This is a genomic window from uncultured Neptuniibacter sp. (assembly GCF_947498015.1).
Taxonomy (GTDB): domain Bacteria; phylum Pseudomonadota; class Gammaproteobacteria; order Pseudomonadales; family Balneatricaceae; genus Neptuniibacter.
In genome coordinates, this window is the sequence record NZ_CANMIR010000005.1 from 188,786 (window position 1) to 210,620 (window position 21,835).

Annotated in this window: 18 protein-coding genes; 17 read left to right on the forward strand and 1 reads right to left on the reverse strand. The window is 51.7% G+C overall.

Annotation, left to right across the window (positions count from 1 at the left end):
* The first annotated feature begins 51 nt into the window (after nt 1–51).
* The 16 genes from Q0882_RS08540 (at nt 52) to Q0882_RS08615 (ending at nt 19,329) form a co-directional block, all read left to right on the forward strand.
* Complete coding sequence (locus tag Q0882_RS08540) at nt 52–1,377, forward strand: nitrate/nitrite transporter (RefSeq protein ID WP_299180170.1); 1,326 nt, start codon at nt 52–54, stop codon at nt 1,375–1,377.
* 115 nt (nt 1,378–1,492) lie between these two features.
* Nucleotides 1,493–3,097 (forward strand): MFS transporter, encoded by a 1,605-nt coding sequence (locus Q0882_RS08545; protein WP_299180172.1) that lies wholly within the window; start codon nt 1,493–1,495, stop codon nt 3,095–3,097.
* 469 nt (nt 3,098–3,566) lie between these two features.
* Complete coding sequence (locus tag Q0882_RS08550; RefSeq protein WP_299180175.1) at nt 3,567–7,322, forward strand: nitrate reductase subunit alpha; 3,756 nt, start codon at nt 3,567–3,569, stop codon at nt 7,320–7,322.
* A complete protein-coding gene (gene narH / locus Q0882_RS08555) occupies nt 7,319–8,881 on the forward strand; it encodes a nitrate reductase subunit beta (protein ID WP_299180178.1) in 1,563 nt (520 codons plus the stop codon). Before Q0882_RS08550 ends, narH begins: the two co-directional genes overlap by 4 nt.
* A complete protein-coding gene (gene narJ, locus Q0882_RS08560; RefSeq protein ID WP_299180181.1) occupies nt 8,874–9,617 on the forward strand; it encodes a nitrate reductase molybdenum cofactor assembly chaperone in 744 nt (247 codons plus the stop codon). The genes narH and narJ overlap by 8 nt, the downstream gene beginning before the upstream one ends.
* A 19-nt stretch (nt 9,618–9,636) precedes the next feature.
* Entirely contained in the window at nt 9,637–10,311 is a 675-nt protein-coding gene (gene narI, locus Q0882_RS08565) for a respiratory nitrate reductase subunit gamma (protein ID WP_299180183.1), read from the forward strand.
* A 67-nt stretch (nt 10,312–10,378) separates the two neighbouring features.
* Nucleotides 10,379–11,194: a peptidylprolyl isomerase gene (locus tag Q0882_RS08570; protein WP_299180186.1), complete on the forward strand. Its 816-nt coding sequence runs from the start codon at nt 10,379–10,381 to the stop codon at nt 11,192–11,194.
* A 9-nt stretch (nt 11,195–11,203) separates the two neighbouring features.
* Entirely contained in the window at nt 11,204–11,827 is a 624-nt protein-coding gene (gene can / locus Q0882_RS08575) for a carbonate dehydratase (protein WP_299180189.1), read from the forward strand.
* A 167-nt stretch (nt 11,828–11,994) separates the two neighbouring features.
* Entirely contained in the window at nt 11,995–12,996 is a 1,002-nt protein-coding gene (moaA, locus tag Q0882_RS08580) for a GTP 3',8-cyclase MoaA (RefSeq protein WP_299180192.1), read from the forward strand.
* Between the two features lie 2 nt (nt 12,997–12,998).
* Nucleotides 12,999–13,706, forward strand: a complete 708-nt coding sequence (locus tag Q0882_RS08585; RefSeq protein WP_299180195.1) for a Crp/Fnr family transcriptional regulator — start codon at nt 12,999–13,001, stop codon at nt 13,704–13,706.
* The gene (locus Q0882_RS08590; protein WP_299180198.1) at nt 13,703–14,068 is read left to right on the forward strand and encodes a putative zinc-binding protein; all 366 of its coding nucleotides are present in this window, start codon (nt 13,703–13,705) and stop codon (nt 14,066–14,068) included. Before Q0882_RS08585 ends, Q0882_RS08590 begins: the two co-directional genes overlap by 4 nt.
* Before the next feature lie 24 nt (nt 14,069–14,092).
* Nucleotides 14,093–14,641, forward strand: coding sequence for a molybdenum cofactor biosynthesis protein B (gene moaB / locus Q0882_RS08595; protein WP_299180201.1), 549 nt, complete (start codon nt 14,093–14,095; stop codon nt 14,639–14,641).
* Nucleotides 14,642–14,657: 16 nt separating this feature from the next.
* Nucleotides 14,658–15,893 carry a gephyrin-like molybdotransferase Glp gene (glp, locus tag Q0882_RS08600; RefSeq protein ID WP_299180204.1) on the forward strand — a complete coding sequence of 412 codons (1,236 nt, stop codon included), beginning with the start codon at nt 14,658–14,660 and terminating at the stop codon, nt 15,891–15,893.
* Between the two features lie 15 nt (nt 15,894–15,908).
* Nucleotides 15,909–16,502: a molybdenum cofactor guanylyltransferase MobA gene (mobA, locus tag Q0882_RS08605; RefSeq protein ID WP_299180206.1), complete on the forward strand. Its 594-nt coding sequence runs from the start codon at nt 15,909–15,911 to the stop codon at nt 16,500–16,502.
* A gap of 68 nt (nt 16,503–16,570) precedes the next feature.
* Nucleotides 16,571–17,443 carry a deoxyribonuclease IV gene (gene nfo, locus Q0882_RS08610; protein ID WP_299180208.1) on the forward strand — a complete coding sequence of 291 codons (873 nt, stop codon included), beginning with the start codon at nt 16,571–16,573 and terminating at the stop codon, nt 17,441–17,443.
* 83 nt (nt 17,444–17,526) lie between these two features.
* Entirely contained in the window at nt 17,527–19,329 is a 1,803-nt protein-coding gene (locus Q0882_RS08615) for a GGDEF domain-containing protein (protein ID WP_299180210.1), read from the forward strand.
* A 1-nt stretch (nt 19,330) separates the two neighbouring features.
* On the opposite strand, the gene sulP is transcribed toward Q0882_RS08615, so the two are convergent.
* Entirely contained in the window at nt 19,331–21,052 is a 1,722-nt protein-coding gene (sulP, locus tag Q0882_RS08620) for a SulP family inorganic anion transporter (RefSeq protein WP_299180213.1), read from the reverse strand.
* A 141-nt stretch (nt 21,053–21,193) separates the two neighbouring features.
* On the opposite strand from sulP, the gene Q0882_RS08625 reads away from it, so the two are divergent.
* Nucleotides 21,194–21,826 carry an NUDIX domain-containing protein gene (locus Q0882_RS08625; RefSeq protein ID WP_299180216.1) on the forward strand — a complete coding sequence of 211 codons (633 nt, stop codon included), beginning with the start codon at nt 21,194–21,196 and terminating at the stop codon, nt 21,824–21,826.
* The last annotated feature ends 9 nt before the right edge of the window (nt 21,827–21,835 follow it).

Consider the following 21,835-nt stretch of genomic DNA (forward strand, 5'->3'; position numbering starts at 1 on the left):
GTTATATGTTGATTTCGATCAATACCTGACCCCTCCCTAAGGGTATAGGTTTTGACTTATCGCAATTTTATCACCGCCGAGAAACGCATGGCTCAGGAAACTCAAAAGCAGATATCAGCACTGATTATGAGCACTTTGATGTTCGCTGCCTGCTTTGCTGCCTGGACGTTGATATCGGTGATCGGAGTACAGATAAAGCATGAACTCCAGCTCAGTGAAACCGAGTTCGGTATTCTGGTAGCAACACCGATTCTGAGTGGTGCGCTGGCGCGTTTGCCGATGGGGATGCTCTCTGAACGTTTAGGGGGGAGAAAACTGATGACCGGATTGATTTTGGTGGTCAGTATTCCGCTCTATGCCTTCTCCTATGCTGAAACATACTGGCAGTATCTCTTGCTTGGCTTCTGTATAGGCCTGGCCGGCAGTAGTTTCGCGATCGGAATTCACTATGTCTCCTCCTGGGCTTCCCGTGAAAATCAGGGGTTAGCGATGGGTGTCTTTGGCGCAGGTAACCTGGGAGCAGCACTGACCAATCTGGTCGCACCGCTGATCATTATCGCTTACGGCTGGCGTATGGCTCCGGTCGCCTATGCGTTTGTACTGGTGCTGCTCGCCGCTTTGTTCTGGTTATTGACCCAGGATGATCCGATCCATCAGCGCCGGGCGGAGCAGAAGCGAGTTCCAAAGCTGCAACAGTTGATGAGCCCCCTGAAAGATCTGAGGGTCTGGCGTTTTGGCTTCTATTATTTCTTTGTATTCGGGGGTTATGTCGCGCTGACATTGTGGCTGCCGGATTACTACGTAACTCAATACGGTCTTGATCTTAAGACCGCATCATTTCTGACGTTGCTGTTTACCGTTCCCGGAGCGCTGACACGGGTTATCGGAGGCTGGTGTGCCGATCAGCTGGGTGCGCGTCGGGTGAACTGGACAGTCTTTTGGGTCTGTCTGGTCTGTCTCTTTTTCCTTTCCTATCCACCTACAACGATGACGATTCATGGCATCGAGCAGAACATGACGTTCATGCTCGAGATGCCGGTCTGGATGTTTACTGTGCTGATCATGGTTGTAGGCGTGGCAATGGGATTTGGCAAAGCCAGCGTCTTTCGCATGGTGTACGACTATTACCCGGATCGAATGGGGACAGTCGGCGGTGCGGTGGGACTGCTGGGAGCGATTGGTGGTTTTGTACTGCCGATCTCATTCGGTCTGGTAACAGACCTGTTTGGGGTTCGTAGCTCCTGTTTCATGTTGCTCTATGGTTTGCTCGCCCTGTGCATGGTCACCATGTACTACGGCATCAGCATCCAGGAACAGCGGCAGCGTTTGCAGGACGCGATCCAGAATAACTTTCTGAAAGAAAACCTGGACGCTTAGGATGGCTGACACCGGTAAATGCCGGCTTGGGGTTAGTTGCTTGGAAGGTGCCATTTGAACGCAATATTAGAGCAGCGCAGAGGCGATTGCTCGGTTAAAGCCTGGAGAATCAGTTATGTCTGATCTACTTAAATGGGATGTCGAGGACACTAAGTTCTGGGAGTCCGAAGGCAAGAAAGTGGCGAACCGGAATCTGTGGATCTCCATCCCCAGTTTACTCTGTGGGTTCGCCGTCTGGTTATACTGGGGCATCATTACGGTTCAGATGTTGAACCTTGGGTTCCCTTTTGCAAAAGCTGAACTGTTCACCCTGGCGGGTATTGCCGGTCTGACCGGTGCAACACTGCGAATTCCCAGCAGTTTCTTTATCCGTATCGCGGGTGGACGGAATACGATCTTCTTCACCACTGCGCTGCTGATGTTACCAGCAGCGGGGGCGGGGTTTGCTCTGCAGGATAAAGATACGCCGCTATGGGTCTTCCAGATTCTGGCATTCCTATCCGGTATCGGTGGTGGTAACTTCGCATCCTCAATGTCCAACATCAGCTTTTTCTTCCCGAAACGTCAGCAGGGCTTGGCGTTGGGATTGAATGCAGGTCTGGGTAATGCAGGTGTAACCACTATGCAGATCCTGGTTCCACTGGTGATGACTTTCGGTATCTTCGGTGGCACACCGATGATTCTGGAAAACACCTCCGGTACGCTGATCGGTAAGATCCCGGCGGGTTCTGAAACCTATATCCACAATGCCGGCTTTATCTGGTTGGTGCTGTTGATCCCGCTGGCGATTGCTGGCTGGTTCGGCATGAACAACATCCGTACCGATGCCGTATCTCCAGATATCGGTTCTGCCGGTGGCGCGATGTCGAAAATTACCGGCATGCTGCTGATCGGTTTCTTTACAGCAGCCTGTGGTCTCTATGTGATCCTACCTGCCCCTCTGGGTATGGGGGCACCGGGTTGGGCAAAATGGCCAGTGATTGCGGGTATCCTCTTCGGTACCGTGATGCTGATGAAGATGATTCCGGGAGATATCAAACCGAATCTGCAGCGTCAGTTTAAGATCTTTGAAAATAAACATACCTGGGTGATGTCCATTATCTACACCATGACCTTCGGTAGCTTTATCGGTTACTCCGCGGGTTTTGCCCTGGCGATCAAAGTGGTCTTTGGTTACCAGCACCTGATGGTGGATGGTGTTCTGACCCATGATACGGTTAACGCGAATGGCCCATCCGCTCTGATGTACGCTTGGATGGGACCTTTTATTGGCGCCCTGATCCGTCCGGTGGGTGGCTGGATTGCGGATAAAGTCGGTGGTGCTAAAGTGACCCAGTATGTCGCGATTGTAATGATCGCCAGTGCATTGGGTGTGGCTTACTTCCTGAAAGCGGCCTATCAGTCAGCAACGCCGGAAGAGTTCTTTGTTCCCTTCCTGATCCTGTTCCTGGTGCTGTTCGCAGCGACGGGTATCGGTAATGGCTCAACCTTCCGTACCATCGCGATGGTGTTCCCGAAAGAGCAGGCGGGTCCTGCGCTGGGGTGGACCTCTGCGGTTGCGGCTTACGGTGCCTTCCTGATTCCTAAGATCTTCGGTGAGCAGATCAAGCTGGCAACACCTGAAGTCGCACTCTATGGCTTTGCAGTGTTCTACGCGGTTTGTTTGTTGCTGAACTGGTGGTACTACCTCAGTCCTAAAGCGGAGTTTAAGAATCCATAACACCCCCTCGTAAGGGTTTGACGGGATCTTCGGATCCCGTTTTTTATGCCTGATACTCAGCTCTCCCACCCTCCATACATAGCTGGATATTCAGGCTACCCATTAAGAATTCCGTACAAAAAATAGACTATCCCCTGTTATACCTCTTTTTCGATTATTCCTTTTTAAATCAGAGAGTTAGACGCTCATATAGATATACCTCTAAAGTGGTAACTTATTGATTTGTAAGGATTTTGCTGGCTTTTAGTATTGATTTGGATCAACGGTCCTCAGGGCAAGTTGACGTACTTTGATGAGCACAGTAAACGCAGATCGGGCTACAGGGATGCAGTGCGATCTGAAACAGACACGCCGTAATCCGGGAACGGTTTCTGCTTCAGAGAGGCTGAAGCAAAAGCGAACCCGGGTAAATTGCCAAGTCCATCGCTGGTGGACTTAGTCCTGACCAAGGGGTTTCAGGAGATATGACATGAGCCATTTGCTTGATCGACTAAAATATTTTAAAAAACAGAAGCCGGAAGACTTTGCCGGCGGTCACGGTCAAACGACATCGGAGAGCCGTGATTGGGAGGATGGTTATCGCCAGCGTTGGCAGCATGATAAAGTTGTGCGTTCCACCCATGGTGTAAACTGTACCGGATCCTGTAGCTGGAAGATCTACGTGAAAAACGGTCTGATTACCTGGGAAACCCAGCAGACCGATTACCCGCGTACCCGACCTGATCTACCTAACCATGAGCCACGTGGTTGCCCGCGTGGTGCGAGTTATTCCTGGTATATCTACAGTGCGAATCGTCTGAAGTACCCGACGATTCGTAAACGCCTTCTGAAGCTGTGGCGTGAAGCTAAATCCAGACATGCAGACCCGGTTGAAGCCTGGGCTTCGATCGTGGAAGACCAGAACAAAGCTAAATCCTATAAATCTGTTCGTGGACAGGGTGGTTTTGTTCGTTCCAGCTGGGATGAGGTTAACGAGATCATCGCAGCTTCAAATACCTATACCATCAAAAGCTATGGCCCGGACCGTGTAATCGGTTTCTCGCCCATTCCTGCGATGTCGATGGTCTCCTATGCCGCAGGTGCACGTTATCTGTCACTGATTGGCGGTGCCTGCCTGAGTTTCTACGATTGGTACTGTGACCTGCCGCCAGCGTCCCCAATGACCTGGGGTGAGCAGACTGACGTGCCAGAATCTGCGGACTGGTATAACTCTAACTACGTGATCGCATGGGGTTCCAACGTCCCTCAGACACGTACACCGGATGCTCACTTCTTCACAGAAGTACGTTACAAGGGTACTAAGACGGTTGCCGTCACTCCGGACTACTCTGAAGTTGCCAAGCTGTGTGACCAGTGGATGAACCCTAAACAGGGTACTGATGCTGCACTGGCAATGGCGATGGGCCATGTCATTCTGAAAGAGTTCCACGTCGACAAGCCAAGCGAATACTTTACCGATTACGCTCGTCGCTACACCGACATGCCACATCTGGTTCAGCTGGATCAGCGTGAAGATGGTAGCTATGTTCCGGGTCGTTTCATCCGTGCTGCCGACTTCGACAAGAACCTGGGTCAGGACAACAACCCGGATTGGAAGACCGTCGCGTTTGATGAAACGAGCAACAGCTTTGTTACGCCAAACGGCTCCATCGGTTTCCGCTGGGGTGAGAAGGGTAAGTGGAATATCGAAGCGAAAGAGGGTGGTGAAGGTAAAGACACCCATCTGGCGCTGACTTTCCTGGAAAACCACGACGAAGTGGTTTCCGTGGGCTTCCCATACTTCGGTGGTGTAGAGAACGAATACTTCACCAACAACAAGTTTGAAGACGTTATCCACCACAACATGCCGGCCAAGAAGATCAAGCTGGCAGACGGTGGTGAATCTCTGCTGGTGACCGTCGGCGACCTGATGCTGGCGAACTACGGTGTAGACCGTGGTCTGGGCGGTGACTTCGTAGCGAAGAGCTTCGACGATAACGCACCATACACTCCGGCATGGCAGGAGCAGATTACCGGTGTGGACCGCAAGGTTGTGATCCAGATCGCACGTGAGTTTGCAGACACTGCAGATAAGACTAAAGGTCGCTCCATGATCATCGTGGGTGCCGGTATGAACCACTGGTACCACATGGATATGAACTACCGTGGTCTGATCAACCTGCTGGTGATGTGTGGCTGTATCGGTCAGACCGGTGGTGGCTGGGCACACTATGTAGGGCAGGAAAAACTGCGTCCACAGTGCGGCTGGTTGCCTCTGGCGTTCGGCCTGGATTGGCAGCGTCCACCACGTCACATGAACGGTACCTCCTTCTTCTACAACCACTCGAACCAGTGGCGCTATGAGAAGCTTGAAGTGGATGAAATTCTGTCACCATTGGCAGACAAGTCCAAGTACAGCGGCAGTTTGATCGATTTCAACGTCCGTTCCGAGCGAATGGGCTGGTTACCATCGGCGCCTCAGCTGAGTACTAACCCTATTGAGCTGACAAAAGCGGCTGAAGCTGCAGGCAAAACACCGCAGGAATATACGGTTGAGCAGCTTAAGTCAGGGGCTTTAGGTTTTGCTGCGGAAGATCCGGATAACCCGCAGAACTTCCCGCGCAATATGTTCATCTGGCGTTCTAACCTGCTGGGTTCCTCCGGTAAAGGTCATGAGTACATGCTGAAGTACCTGTTAGGTACCAATCATGGTCTGCTAGGTAAAGATCTGGGCGCAGAAGGGGGTAAAAAACCGGAAGAGGTTAAATGGCACGATGAGGGTGCAGAGGGCAAAGTGGACCTGTTGGTTACGCTGGACTTCCGTATGTCCACCACCTGTCTCTACTCCGATATCGTACTGCCAACAGCGACCTGGTATGAGAAAGATGATCTGAACACATCGGATATGCATCCGTTTATCCACCCGCTGTCAGCTGCGACTGATCCAGCTTGGGAAGCACGTTCTGACTGGGATATCTACAAAGGCATCGCTGAGAAATTCTCCGAAGTCTGTGTGGGTCATCTGGGTGTTGAGAAAGATCTGGTGACTGTCCCGCTGCAACATGACACACCGGGCGAGCTGTCTCAGCCGTACGATGTTAAAGATTGGAAAAAAGGTGAGTGTGATCCGGTACCCGGCAAAACTCTGCCAAACCTGGCAGTAGTTGAGCGTGACTACCCGAATGTTTACAAACGCTTCACCTCTGTCGGACCTCTGCTTGAATCGCTGGGGAATGGCGGTAAAGGGATCACCTGGGATACTAAGGAAGAGGTCGATTTCCTTAAGAAACTTAACTGGACGCACTCGGAAGAGGGCACGCATGAAGGTCGAGCAAAACTGGAAACAGCGATCGATGCTGCCGAGATGATTCTGAGTCTGGCCCCTGAGACCAATGGTCAGGTGGCGGTGAAAGCCTGGGAAGCCCTGGGTGAAGCAACCGGTCTGGATCATACCCATCTGGCGAAGCCCAAAGAGGAGGAGAAGATCCGCTTCCGCGATGTACAGGCACAGCCGCGTAAGATTATCTCTTCGCCAACCTGGTCGGGTCTGGAAGATGAGCATGTCTCCTACAACGCGGGTTACACCAACGTTCATGAACTGATCCCTTGGCGTACCCTGACCGGTCGTCAGCAGTACTATCAGGATCATCCGTGGATGCGTGACTTCGGTGAGAGCTTGCTGGTCTATCGCCCGCCGATCAATACCAAGTCGGTTAAACCGATCATGGATAAGAAGCCTAATGGTAATCCTGAGATCGCGTTGAACTGGATCACACCGCATCAGAAGTGGGGTATCCACTCGACCTACTCCGATAACCTGATCATGCTGACCCTGTCTCGTGGTGGTCCGATTATCTGGATGTCTGAAGTCGATGCGAAGAAAGTGGGCATCGAAGATAACGACTGGGTCGAGATCTTTAACTCTAACGGTGCGATTGCTGCACGTGTGGTGGTCTCCCAGCGTGTCAACGAAGGTATGACCATGATGTACCACGCACAGGAACGTATTGTGAATGTGCCGGGTGCAGAAACAACCGGTACCCGAGGAGGTATCCATAACTCTGTGACCCGTGCATGTCCTAAGCCGACCCATATGATCGGTGGTTATGCGCAGCAGGCTTATGGATTCAACTACTACGGTACCGTAGGTTCAAACCGAGATGAGTTTGTTGTGGTTCGTAAGATGAAGAACATCGACTGGCTGGATGGTGAGAACAACGATTACATTCAGGAGGCAGCCAAATGAAAATTCGCTCCCAAGTAGGCATGGTGCTGAACCTTGATAAGTGTATCGGTTGTCACACCTGCTCAATCACCTGTAAGAACGTCTGGACCTCTCGTGAAGGTATGGAGTACGGCTGGTTTAACAACGTTGAAACTAAGCCGGGCATCGGTTACCCGAAAGAGTGGGAAAATCAGGATAAGTGGAAAGGTGGCTGGATCCGTAAAGCGGATGGCAGCATAGAGCCGCGTATCGGTGGGAAATGGCGTGTGTTGGCTAATATCTTTGCCAACCCGGACCTGCCAGAGATCGACGACTACTACGAGCCGTTTGATTTCGATTACCAGCATCTGCATAACGCGCCGGAAGGTAAGCATCAGCCGGTTGCACGTCCACGCTCACTGATCACCGGTGATCGTATGGACAAGATCGAATGGGGCCCGAACTGGGAGGAGATTCTGGGTACAGAGTTTTCCAAGCGTTCCAAAGATAAAAACTTTGATAACGTGCAGAAGGATATCTACGGCCAGTTCGAGAACACCTTCATGATGTACCTGCCGCGATTGTGCGAACACTGCCTCAACCCTGCGTGTGTAGCGTCCTGCCCAAGTGGTGCGATCTATAAGCGTGAAGAGGATGGTATCGTTCTGATCGATCAGGATAAGTGCCGCGGCTGGCGTATGTGTGTCAGTGGCTGCCCATACAAAAAGATCTACTACAACTGGAAAACCGGTAAATCTGAGAAGTGTATCTTCTGTTACCCACGTATCGAATCTGGTATGCCAACGGTCTGCTCTGAGACCTGTGTTGGCCGTATCCGTTACCTCGGTGTGATGCTTTACGATGCGGATCGTATCGCAGAAGTGGCCGCGGCGGGTAGTGAACAGGATCTGTACGAGAAACAGCTGGAGATCTTCCTGGATCCGTTTGATCCGGCCGTGATTGAACAGGCGCGCAAAGATGGTGTGGAAGATAACGTCATCAAAGCGGCTCAGCAGTCACCGGTTTACAAACTGGCGATGGATTGGAAGCTGGCACTGCCGCTTCATCCTGAATACCGCACGCTGCCAATGGTTTGGTATGTACCTCCATTGAGCCCGATCCAGTCTGCTGCGGATGCTGGTCAGATCGGTATGAACGGTGCGATCCCGGATGTGGATAGCCTGCGTATACCTGTGAAGTACCTGGCAAACCTGTTGACTGCCGGTGATGAAAAGCCAGTACTGACTGCACTCAAACGTCTGTTGGCAATGCGTGCTTACAAACGTGATGAGCAGGTCGAGGGCAAGATCAACCTGCAGGTGCTGGAAGATGCCGGTCTGACTGAACATCAGGCAAAAGAGATGTACCGCTATCTGGCGATCGCCAACTACGAAGATCGTTTCGTTATTCCAACCAGTCATCGTGAACTGGCGAAGGAAGCGTTCCCGGAACGTAACGGCTGTGGCTTCAGTTTTGGTAACGGCTGTGCCGGAGGTGAAACTGAGTTCAATCTGTTCGGGGCGAAAAAGCAGAATGTGACCATGGTCGAGAAGATCAGTGGCGTGAAGCAGGTAGATCCGAAGGAGTTGACTGATGCGTAATCTAAAAATTATCTCAGCTCTGATGGACTATCCCGAAGCGGAACTGCTGGAAGGCCGTCAGGAGCTGACCACTGAGCTGCGTAATGATCCGTTTCTGGATGATGCACAGAAGTCAGCGCTGATCGAATTTACCGACCAGCTCTGCACCTCTGATCTAATGGATCTTCAGGAGGAGTATGTCGGTCTGTTTGATCGCGGCCGTTCAATCTCACTGCTGTTATTTGAGCACGTTCACGGCGAAAGCCGTGACCGTGGCCAGGCGATGGTGGATCTGATGGCGGTTTACGAAAAACAGGGGTTCATGATCGGCCAGCGGGAGCTGCCTGATTACATTCCACTGTTCCTTGAGTTTCTGTCTATCCGACCTGAACAGGAAGTGCGTCAGTGGTTGGCGGATGTCAGTCATATTCTGGCACTGCTGGAAGCGCGCCTGCATAAGCGTGAAAGCGGCTATGCGGTGCTCTTTGAGGCTCTGTTGAGCCTGACGGGTGTGGTGGTCGAACGTGAGGAGCTGAAAGAGAAAGTAGCATCCGAAGCGCGTGATGATACACCGGATGCATTGGATAAAGTCTGGGAAGAGGAGATGGTTCGTTTCACCGAGGGGAGTGCACAAGAGGGTGCTCAAGCCTGTGGTGACAGCTTCCTGAACCAACGGCGTGAAGAGCTGGGAGCGGTTCAACCGTTACAGATTCAGCCAAGTGCACAACCATCGCCTTCAGGACCAACAGGCTCCTGAGGGGCCCGGGAGACTAATTATGTCATACATTAATGATCTGTTATTTGGGGTCTACCCCTACCTCGCCGGTGCAGTGTTTCTGATCGGCAGCTGGATTCGCTACGACCGGGAGCAATACACCTGGCGGGCGAGTTCCAGTCAGATGTTAAGCTCAAAAGGTTTCCGTCTGGCGAGCAACCTGTTCCATGTGGGCGTGTTGTTCATCTTCTTCGGACATCTGGTGGGTTTACTTACCCCGCATGCGGTTTACGAACCGTTTATCTCCAGCGGTAATAAGCAGCTGTTAGCGATTATTACCGGTGGCGCAGCAGGTATTGCGTGCTGGATCGGTGCCTTCCTTCTGCTGAAGCGCCGTTTAGGTGATCCACGTGTGCGTGCAACCAGCACCAAGGCAGATATCTTTATCCTGATACTGCTGTTTGTGCAGGTGACTTTGGGGCTGCTGACCATCCCATTCTCTATGGGCCATCTTGACGGTAGTGTCATGCTGCTGTTGGCAGGCTGGGCTCAGAGTCTGGTGACTTTACAAGCGGATGCGGCCAGTCATCTGGTGGGTGTTGGCTTTATCTACAAGCTACACATCTTTGTCGGGCTGACTATGTTTGTGGTCTTCCCATTCACTCGAATGGTGCATATCTGGAGCGCGCCGGTGAAATATTTCGCTCGGGGTTACCAGATCGTACGCCAGCGTTAAGCACTGTTCCACACCTGTACCTGGTGCAGGTGTGGAATCCCTCGAATAGCCTAGTGAGGAACCTGCCATGCAGCTTATAGATACCACAACACTCTCTTCGGAAGCCCCGGATTTTCCAGATGTGATCGTCAACGGGACTGTGATCGATCCACACGCCATATTACAGGAGATGCAGTATTATCCGGCGGAATCGATGGAGCTGTCGCGCCAGCAAGCCGCTCAATCGCTCGTGGTCCGCGAGCTGTTATGGCAGCGTGCCCTGCAGTTAGGGCTCGCTACGGAGAAAGATTCAGCCGATGATCAGGATATTGTTACGCGGTTACTGGAGCAGGAGGTGACCCTCTCAAGCGCTGATGAGGAGAGCTGTCTCTGTTACTACACTGCGAATAAAGAGAAATTCAAAACACCGGTGTTGATTGCCGCCAGCCACATCCTGCTGGGTGCAGATCCACAGGATCTGGAACAGCGCGATGAAAAGAGAGCGCTAGCTGACAAAATTTTACAACAGTTAGCGTTACAGCCTGAGAGCTTCACGGTATTAGCTGAACAGTACTCGGATTGCCCCTCAAAAGAGGTCGGTGGTCAGATGGGGCAGCTGGACAAAGGGCAGACTGTACCGGAGTTTGAACGTCAGGTTTTCTCCCTCGATGTCGGGCTTTCTTCGCGCCCGATTGAAACCCGCTATGGCTACCATATTGTTCGCATCGATCAGAAGGTTGAGGGTGAACAGTTACCGTTTGAAACGGTTGAACAGAAGATTCGTCAATATCTGCAGGAGAGTAGTTATCGCCGTTCAGTCAATCAGTATATACAACTGCTTGCGGGTGATGCCGATATTGCCGGAATTGAAATTCAGGGCGCCGATTCCATGTTGGTGCAGTAGGAGGGGGCTATGTTAAACGACCTTCTTGCGAACAATAAAAAGTGGGCAGAGCAGATGGAAGAGCGCCATCCCGGCTTCTTCCAGCAGTTGGCAGAGCAGCAGAAGCCTGAGTATCTCTGGATCGGTTGCTCCGATAGCCGGGTACCTGCGAATGAGATTGTCGGCCTGATGCCGGGGGAGCTGTTTGTTCACAGGAACATCGCGAATCTGGTTCTGCATACGGATCTGAACTGTATCTCGGTACTGCACTTTGCAGTAGAGGTTCTGCAGGTGAAGCATATTATTGTCTGTGGGCACTACGGCTGTGGAGGAGTGCGGGCAGCGCTGGGGAACCAGGACCTGGGCCTGATCGATAACTGGCTGCGCCATATTAAAGATATCGGTTACAGCTATCGTGAAATTCTTGCGGAAGAGCCCAGCAAAGATAGCCGGGTCGATCGCTTGTGTGAGCTTAATGTTAAGCAGCAGGTGGCCAATATCTGTAAAACCAAGGTGGTTCAGCGCGCCTGGCAGCAGGGGCATGAGCTGGCTGTTCATGGCTGGATCTACAGTATTGAGGATGGTGTGATCAAAGACCTTAATGTTGATGTTCATGACCAGAGCGCGATGCCAGAGATCTACAATATTTACTGAAAATCTATCCCCTATGCACCTAAAAATTACCACCTCTTAGGTATACATCTGTCCCGGAGTGATTGGGATAATCAAAGCAGCTTAAGGCTCCTGTATTGCACCCTAACGTCCCCTCGCAACGTTACTAGACCGCAGTACAGGAGCCTTTACTTATCCGGGGGTTATGTATGACAGACGCAGCAGATCAGCTCATCGATGGTTATGGTAGAAAGCTGGATTATATTCGGCTCTCTGTTACAGACCGCTGTGACTTCCGTTGTGTCTATTGTATGGCTGAAGAGATGACCTTCCTTCCTCGCGCCCGCGTGTTATCTCTGGAAGAGCTGGCGACACTGGGTGAGACATTTGTAAATCTAGGTATAAGACGGATTCGCCTGACCGGAGGGGAACCACTGGTACGCCGGGATATCGTCAGCCTGATCTCCAAACTTGCAGCTCTGCCAGGGCTGGATGAGGTTACCCTGACCACCAATGGCTCCCAACTGGGACGCTATGCGCAGGCATTAAAAAAGGCCGGATTAAAGCGGATCAATGTCAGCCTGGACAGCCTCAGAGCTGATCGCTTTGCCCAAATGACCCGACGGGATATGTTGGATCAGGTGCTATTGGGTATCGATAAAGCGGTAGAGGTTGGCTTTGAACGTATCAAGCTGAATGCGGTTGTCATGCGGGGGCACAATGATGATGAGGTACTGGATCTGATCCACTATGCCCAGCAGCGCAACATCGATATCAGTTTTATTGAAGAGATGCCCCTGGGGCAGATCAGTTCTCACAACCGTCAGCAGGCGTACTGCTCCAGTGAAGATCTACGCCAGATCATTGAAAACAAGTACCCACTCATATCCAGTACTGATACGACGGGAGGGCCCTCCCGCTATTACCGGATTCCGGGTAAGCCGGGGCGGATCGGATTTATTTCGCCGCACAGTCACAACTTCTGCGCTAGCTGTAACCGTCTACGGGTGACAGCCGAGGGGCGTTTGCTTCTCTGCCTCGGTCAGGAGAACTCCATTGATCTCCGTGCGATCCTACGCCGGTATCCAGGGGAGTCGGATCGCCTTGAGAGTAGTATTCGTGAGGCGATTAAGCATCGCCCGGAAGGACACCAGTTTTCATTTGACGATCAACCGCAGGTGCTGCGGTTTATGAATATGACCGGGGGATAGTGATGCACTGCACACGTTCAGATAAAGATGCGCGTTTGGCAGAAGCGCAACAGCAGGTACGTAAGCACCTCCTGCTGGCGTCATTGGATGATCAGCAGTTCCAGACATTGATGGCACATGCCCGACTGGTTGATCTTGACTCCGATCAGACCCTGTTTATTCAGGGTGATGATGCTGAGCGCTTCTATATCGTCCTGCATGGGCGGGTCAAACTGTTCCGTCTAACCACAGAGGGGCGTGAGATTGTTATGAATGTGCTGAATCAGGATGCTGCGGTGGGGGAAGCGGCCATGTTTATGGCTGAGCACCACTATCCGGTCAATGCCAGTGCCATAGAGCATAGTAGTGTTCTGGCGCTGAGTAGTCAGGTCTATCAACGCCTGTTACGAGATTCCTCTGAAAGCTGTTTTGGCGTGTTGGCTGCGATGGCTTGCCGCCTTCAGAACAGTATGGCTGAGATCGAAACGCTGACACTGAAAAGTGCTTCACATCGCGTTATCCGGTTTTTGCTGACATTAATTGAGGAGAATGAGGAGCAGGTGGAGTTAAAGCTACCGGTTGCGAAGCAGTTGATCGCTGCCCGTCTGGCGATGCAGCCAGAAACCTTCTCCCGGGTGATGCGTGAACTGAAAAGTCACGGGGTACTGGAGGTCCACGGGTGTCACTTAAAGATCATCAGCGTGCCGCGTCTGAAGGAACTGATGCTATGAATGGCAGGGAAGGGCGTAAAACACTGCCGCTGATCTATGCCTGTTCCGGTTGTTCCAGTGTGGCGCAGCTGGCTAATGATCTTGCTCTCAATTTAGATCATCGGGGGCTTGCTGAGATGTCCTGCATCTCTGGAGTGGGAGGTGAGGTGCCCGCGTTAGTGAAAACCGCCCGCTCTGGACGAAAGGTGATCGCCTTAGACGGTTGTCCTTTTCACTGTACCGAGGCCTGCTTAAACCGAATCGATGTGGCTGTGGATAACCATATCCGGCTCTACGATCTGGGGATTCGAAAGAAACTCGGGGTTAAAGCGTCTGCTGAAGATTTTAGTACTGCGCTCAGGTTTATTGAGCAGCAGATTTAACGATTGAATATCTGGAGTACCTCCATGGGTCATGCAAAGAAAGATGCCGTTTTTCAGCCTTTGAGTATTGCGGTACTGACTGTCTCAGATACCCGAACAGCAGAAACTGATACCTCAGGCGATACTCTGCACTCGGCACTGGAAAGCAGTGGTCACCGACTACATGAGCGGGCTATCAGACCCGATTGTATCTATCAGCTCCGGGCGGAGGTTTCTCGCTGGATCGCTGATCCAGCAGTGCATATCGTGCTGGTGACCGGCGGAACCGGTTTTACCTATCGAGATACCACCCCGGAAGCCCTGACGCCACTGTTTGATAAATCGATTGATGGTTACGGTGAGCTGTTCCGGCAGATCTCCTATACCGAAATTGGAACGTCTACAATTCAGTCCCGAGCTGTTGCAGGGGTGGCCAACAGAACGGTGATCTTCACGATGCCAGGGTCGCCAAAAGCGTGCAGAACCGCTTGGGATAAAGTGATTTCTGAACAGCTGGATGCTCGTCATCGCCCCTGTAATTTTGTTGAAATGGTCATGCCAGAGGTTGATACTGCCTGTGCAAGCCGTTCCTAATTGATAGAGGTCTTTCATGAGTGCATGTGGTTGTGATTCCGGACATTCAAAGTTACGTCCCTTTGCTGAGGCGCTAAACCAGTTGATCGATTCCGCGCAGACGGTTTCAGGCGTGGAGAGCATTAAACTGGAAGACGCGTTTGGACGTGTCCTGGCTGAGGATGTGACCTCACCCATCTCCGTACCTCCTGCGGATAACAGTGCGATGGATGGCTATGTGGTGAATACGGCATCTCTACCTGAAGACCTGATGTTGCCAGTGAGTCAGCGCATCGCCGCGGGTGAGCAGGGGGAGGTGTTACAGCCGGGGACGGCGGCACGTATCTTTACCGGATCTGAGATTCCACCGGGTGCAGATGCTGTCATCATGCAGGAACAGTGTCAGTTGGTTGGTGATCAGGTGCAGCTGCAGCTCAGACCGGAACAGGGGGATCATATTCGACCTGCCGGTCAGGATATTCAGCCAGGCCAGTGTGTGGCTGAAAAGGGGAGCTTGCTGGATGGCCGTTATCTGGGGGTGCTCGCAGCGGTGGGGGTCGCCGAGGTTAGCGTTTACCGCAGAGTCAAAGTTGCCATTCTGACAACCGGTGATGAGTTGCAGTCGCCGGGTGAAGCGCCTCGACCGGGCAAAATCTATAATTCAAATTTTTATACGCTGAAAGGTCTGTTAGCGCCGCTGGGTGTGGATATTATCTATCCGGGGATTGTCCCGGATGATCCTGATCTCACAACGCAGGCCATACAGGCCGCAGCCGATGAGGCGGATCTGGTGATCAGTAGCGGTGGTGTCTCCGTCGGTGAAGAGGATCATGTCAAAGCCGCGGTTGAAGCGCTCGGTGAACTGATGCTCTGGCGCCTGGCGATTAAACCGGGCAAACCTTTGGCGTATGGCCGGGTCGGCTCCACGCCATTTATCGGTCTCCCGGGTAACCCTGCCGCAGTGCTGGTGACATTCCTGATGTTAGCCAGACCCTATCTTCTGCGGATGCAGGGGGTGCAGGATGTGATCCCCGCGCGTTATCCGGTGAAAAGTGGATTTAACCGCCATAAGTCAGTCTCTCGTGAAGAGTTTTTACGGGCTGCACTGCTACAGAAAGAGGGTGAATGGGTGGCTGCACCTGCCCACAGCCAGAGCTCCGGGGTGTTGAGTTCGGCTGTTTTATCAGATGGATTGCTGGTAATTCCAGCAGAGACTACGGTGGCAGAGGGAGATATGCTTGAATTCATCCCTTTCCATTCCCTACTGGGTTAATTGGGAGATTGCACTATGACAGGATCTGATCAGTTTTCACTTGCAGCGGTCGTGCTGGCCGGCGGCCAGGGGAGCCGGATGCTGGGTGAGGATAAGGGATTGGTCCTGTTTCGCCAGAAACCGATGGCGCACTGGATCCTGCAGAAACTGGCCCCTGTCGTTGACCAGCTGTTTATCAGTTGCAACCGTAATGAGTTGCGCTATCGCCAGTTTGGCTTCCCAACTTTAGCGGATCAGATACCCGGTTATCCCGGGCCCCTTGCCGGAGTTCAGGCTGCGATGCACTGTTGCGTCGGTAGCTACACACACTTGATGGTGATGCCCTGTGATACGCCTTTGATTGCGAGTGCAGCGCTTGAGATGCTCAGACAGAAGGCTGAAGAGAATCCTGCTTCGATAGTGATCTTGTCAGATGATAATCGCTCGCACTATCTGCACGCTGTTATTCCGGTCGCTTTCCATCAGGATCTTGAAGAGCGATTACGCTCTGGTCAGCGGGCGGTTTATCGATGGTATCGCCAATACCCCGTTATCGAGGTGGATGTGTCTGCATTAGGCCAGGGTCTCATGAATATCAACACGCCACAGCAATTGGCTGTAGGAGCTTAGGTAGCCTCTTTCCTTTATAAAACTGAGCTGTTATTTTCTTGATCTAATTAATTAACAGGTGAAGTAAAATGAGTGCGCAGTTGCCCTATTATGTTGGCGCCCATGTCAGTGCCAGTGGAGGCGTGCAAAATGCTCCCCTCAATGCGAAGCAGATCGGGGCAAACGCATTCGCGTTGTTCACTAAAAATCAGCGTCGCTGGGAAGCAAAACCTCTGGATGCGAAGACCATCGCATCATTTAAAAAAAATTGTGCTGCCCTGAATCTGAAACCCGAACAGATTCTGCCGCATGACTCCTACCTGATTAATCTGGGTCATCCGGAAGAGGAAGCCTTGGAGAAGTCTAGGACTGCTTTTCTGGACGAGATGCAGCGTTGTGAGCAGTTGGGGCTGGTCTATCTCAATTTCCATCCTGGAAGTCACCTGCGTAAGATTTCAGAGGCTGAGTGCTTAGCTAAAATATCGGAGTCACTTAACTGGGCGATAGCGCAGACAGACTCCGTGGTTGCGGTGATTGAGAACACCGCAGGTCAGGGAAGTAATCTGGGGTTTAGCTTTGAACAGCTTGCCACGATTATTGCTGGGGTTGAGGATAAGCGCAGAGTGGGTGTCTGTCTCGATACCTGTCATATGTTTGCGGCGGGTTATGATATTCGTACGCCTGAGAGCTGCGCCGAGGTGTTTGAGCAGTTTGAACAGATCGTCGGCTTCCAATATCTGAAAGGGATGCATCTGAACGATTCAAAAGGTGGCTTAAACTCCCGGTTGGACCGACATCACAGTCTGGGGCAGGGGGAGATCGGACTTGAGGTGTTTAAATTCATCATGAAAGATGATCGTTTCCGTGGCATTCCCATGGTGCTGGAAACCATCGATGAAACGATCTGGGCTGATGAGATTCAACTGCTGCGTCAGTTTTCTCTGCAGGAGGCGTTGGCCTGAAACCTGAATAAACATGTTCACCCAAATGTAATACACAAAAGCTAGCCTTGTGGTTGTAATCACTCAATCTCACAGGTTAGCGTATGTTGTCCCCGTCCATCGAAGTCGGTCGTGAAAACCGCCGAAAGCTGCTGCTTGAAATACTCGAGTCACAGTCACTCTATCCACACTTTCAACCGATTGTAGATATGCGTAAGGGTCAGGTGATAGGGCACGAGGCTTTGATTCGTGGGCCTGCCGGGAGCGCGATGGCTTCTCCTGGCGCACTGTTTCAGACAGCAATTGAGCATAACCTGCTGCATACCCTGGAATTACTATGTCGACGCTGTTCCCTGGAGCGATTTGCCGCGCTTAAACCGGGGGGGAAACTGTTTCTTAATATCAGTGCTTCCCTGTTAGGTACGCCTGAGCATACGGAAGGCTTTACCGCCGAACTGCTTCAGGATTTGGGGATCTCAATCGATGACATCGTGATTGAACTCTCGGAGCAGCACCCTTTTGATCAGCATGGTCTCTCAAATGGTGCAGTGGAATACTATCGCAACATGGGTTTTCAGATCGCAGTGGATGATCTGGGCACGGGGTATTCTGGGCTGAAACTCTGGTCCGAACTGAAACCTGAATATGTCAAAATCGATCGCCATTTTGTGTCTGACATCGATACCGATCCTGTTAAACGTGAGTTTGTACGCTCAATCTTCAACATCAGCAATGCTATGGGGTGTGAGGTGATTGCGGAGGGGATTGAACGGCAGGAAGAGGTGCGGGAGTTACTTGAGCTTGGAATCTTTATCGGACAGGGTTTCTATCTGGGCTATCCCAGTCCTGATCCCCAACCCTCCGCGGCAATACACTCATTTGATGGGGCTGAGCCTATCAATGTGTTGGAGACCAGCGAAACAGCCCTCTCTCTTCTGCGTCAGGCACCCTCGGTTTCACCCAATGATAGTGTGTTGGCGGTGAGTGAACTCTTTCGTGTGAACCCTGACATGGTTTCATTACCCGTCATACAGGAGGGCGCTCCGATCGGTGTGGTAAGAAAGTCAGATCTGTTAGAGCTGTTTTCGACCCAGTATGGCCGTGCACTCTATGAGAAAAAACCTGTAGTTAGGATTCTCTCAGATGATGTATTGCTGGTCGAAAGTGATCTGAGTCTGGTGGAGGTCTCTCGTATGTTGACCGATCAGGAACAGAGTGCGCTGCAGCAGGAGCTGATTATCACACAGGAGGGCTGTTATCTCGGTATGGGCAATCTGCGGGATCTGCTCAGACGCCTGACTGAGCTTAAAATTCAAACGGCGCAATATGCTAATCCACTGACGCTGTTACCGGGTAATGTTCCGATTAACAATGAGGTGGATCGCTTGTTGAAGCAGGCAGCAGAGTTCCATGTAGCCTATTTTGATCTGAATAACTTCAAACCATTCAATGATTGCTATGGCTATTCGAAGGGGGATCAGGTGATCCGTCTGCTGGGTGAGCTACTCACCCGACATGGGGGGCAGGGGAATAATTTTATCGGTCATATTGGCGGGGATGACTTTGTAGTTATCTTCCGGAGCCCCGATTGGAAGCTGATCTGTGAACGGATTCTGCGCGATTTTGATCATGAGGTGCGCTGCTTTTATGCGCCGAAAGATCTTCAGAGTGAAGGGATATGGTCAACTGATCGACAGGGTGGGCAGACGTTTTTCCCGATACTGGGTCTGGCGATCGGTGTTGTGCATCCGGATCCCTATCGTTGCAGTAGTTATCATGAGGTCGCGGAGCTTGCGGCAGTGGCAAAAAAAGAGGCGAAGAAAAGTCTTCAAAGTGCACTGTTTGTGTCACGACGGCGCTTAGTTGGAGTAGCAGAGGATCAGGAGGGGACTCAAATGCAGGCGTAGATCAGACGCCTGCGAGTTCCTGCATCGCCTCATCGGTTGTAAAAAAGATCTTCCCGTTCCCCATCTGCTCAACAAATGGGGTACTGTTTAACTGATCCATAACGGGGCCTTTCACTTCAGAGAGGTGGAGGGTGACCCCAACGTCACGAAGGTTGTGGATAAGCTGTTCCAGCGTTTCCAGAGCGCTGGCATCGATAAAGTTAACCGCTGTACAGATCAGGATAACCTGTCGGATCTCCGGCTTGTCTGCGCACTGTTTTAAAATGAACTCCTCCACAAATCGGGTATTAGCAAAATAGAGACTTTCATCGACTCGCAGGGCCAGTGTGCTCTGCTCTGTGATCACATCGTGACGGTTGATGTTACGAAAATGCTCAGTATCTTTAACGCGCCCGACCACCGCAATATGTGGTTGGCTGGATCGATAGATCAAAAGCACGATTGAGAGGGTGATGCCCGCCAAAATGCCCAACTCGACACCGGCAAAGAGCACCAGTATAAAGGTCGCCGCAAGGGTTAGGGCATCCGCTTTATTGAACCGCCAGCAGTTTTTAAATGCTTTCAGATCGACCAGAGGTAGCACTGCCATGATGATGATAGCCCCGAGTGCAGCCTTAGGCAGGTAATAGAACAGCGGTGTAAAAAATGCGACCGTAATCGCTACCAGTGTTGCGCTGATCAATGAGGCGATTGTGGTTTGAGCCCCTGCGCTATGGTTGACCATTGAGCGACCAAAACCTCCCGCTACGGGATAGGTCCCGCTAAAGGCGGAGCCTAGATTGGCAAGCCCCAGTGCGACTAGCTCTTTGTTAGGATCAATACGCTCTTTGCGCTTACTGGCTAGTGCCGTACCGACTGAGACACTCTCCAGAAAGCCGATCAGTGCAATCAACAGAGCAGGAACAAAGAGTTGCTGCCAGAGGTCCAGATCGATATGGATCCCCTGGATTGTGGGCAGGCCCTGAGGAATCATACCGACCGTATCCACATGATACTGTTGTCCAAGGTTGAAGAACCAGACAGCCACTGACCCGAATAGCACCGCAAACATTGGCCCTGCTTTGCAGATCGGTTGCACCAGCCACTCAGGCATTCCGGCTCTTTGTAGCTGGCAACATAATCTGTTTTTGCTGTACCAGAGTAGGAAAAAAGCGGTCACTGCCAGAAGCAGGGTGGCGGTGTTGCTCTCTGTAATATGGGTGAAGATATCACTCAGGCTTTTATCTACGTGTGATGCTCTGGGAAGGTCGAGTCCAAGAAGATATTTGATCTGACTCACGGCGATAACAATAGCTGCAGCACTGGTAAATCCAGAGAGGACTGAGTGACTGATGAAATTTACAATCGCCCCGAGTCGCAGGCTACGTAGTATCAGGAGTATCACCCCGACTAACAGAGACAGATTGATCGCAGCGTTGAGGTAGCTCTCACTGCCTTGTGCTGCAATCGAGCTGATACTGGAGCTGACCATCAGTGAAGCGATCGCCACAGGCCCGACCGCGAGGGTGCGGCTACTCCCAAAAAGCGAATAGATAAACAGCGGGAGGATGCTTGCATAGAGACCATATTCAGGGGGTAATCCTGCCAGCAGGGCGTACGCCATCGCTTGCGGAATCAGCATGATCGCAACGATGATGCCTGCCATCAGATCGCTGACAAAGGTTTCTCGCTGATAACCTTTGAGCCAGCCTAGCAGCGGTAAATGTTCAATCAGAAGGTGCATCGACACTCACTCACTTGGTAATCTCTCTATATAAGAATAGGATCTAAATTTATATCAAGCAATTATATACGTTCTGCTGTTGCTGAAGCCAGTGATTGCTATAGTGAGTTTTTCGTCTAACGGTGATACGGATCAACAGCAATGTCTGAACATTGGCAGCCGACCTACGGTCAAAAAGATTTCAGTGTCGATAAACAGGACACCCTGTACGATGGTTTTTTTAAGATGCTTAAACTGCACCTGAACCACAAAACCTTTGCAGGCGAGCAGATCAAAATCCAGCGAGAGCTGTTCTGGCGCGATGATGCGGTTTGTGTCCTGCTCTATGATGCGCCAAGACATAGGGTGGTATTGGTAGAACAGTTCCGGGTGGGGGCCTGTGATAATCCGGAGGGTCCCTGGTTACTTGAGTTGGTAGCTGGGATTGTGGAGCCAGGCGAAGGGCCGGAGGATGTTGCCCGTCGTGAGTCGATCGAGGAAGCGGGAGCTGAACTGGGCGAGGTGGTTCATATTTCGCGTTTTATGCCCAGTACCGGAGGAACTCGCGAGTATATCGATCTCCTGTGTGCTCAGGTGGATTCCGACGGTGTAGAAGGGATTCATGGCTTAGCAGAAGAGGGTGAGGATATCCGGGTACACAGATTACCGGCTGAAGAGGCCTTCTCTCTGGTAAGAACGGGAAAAATAAATAACGCCCCTGCGATGATCGCGTTGCAGTGGTTACAGCTTAATCAAGCAGAACTCGATCAGCGTTGGATAGACAGGTCCGTCTGATCGGGGAGA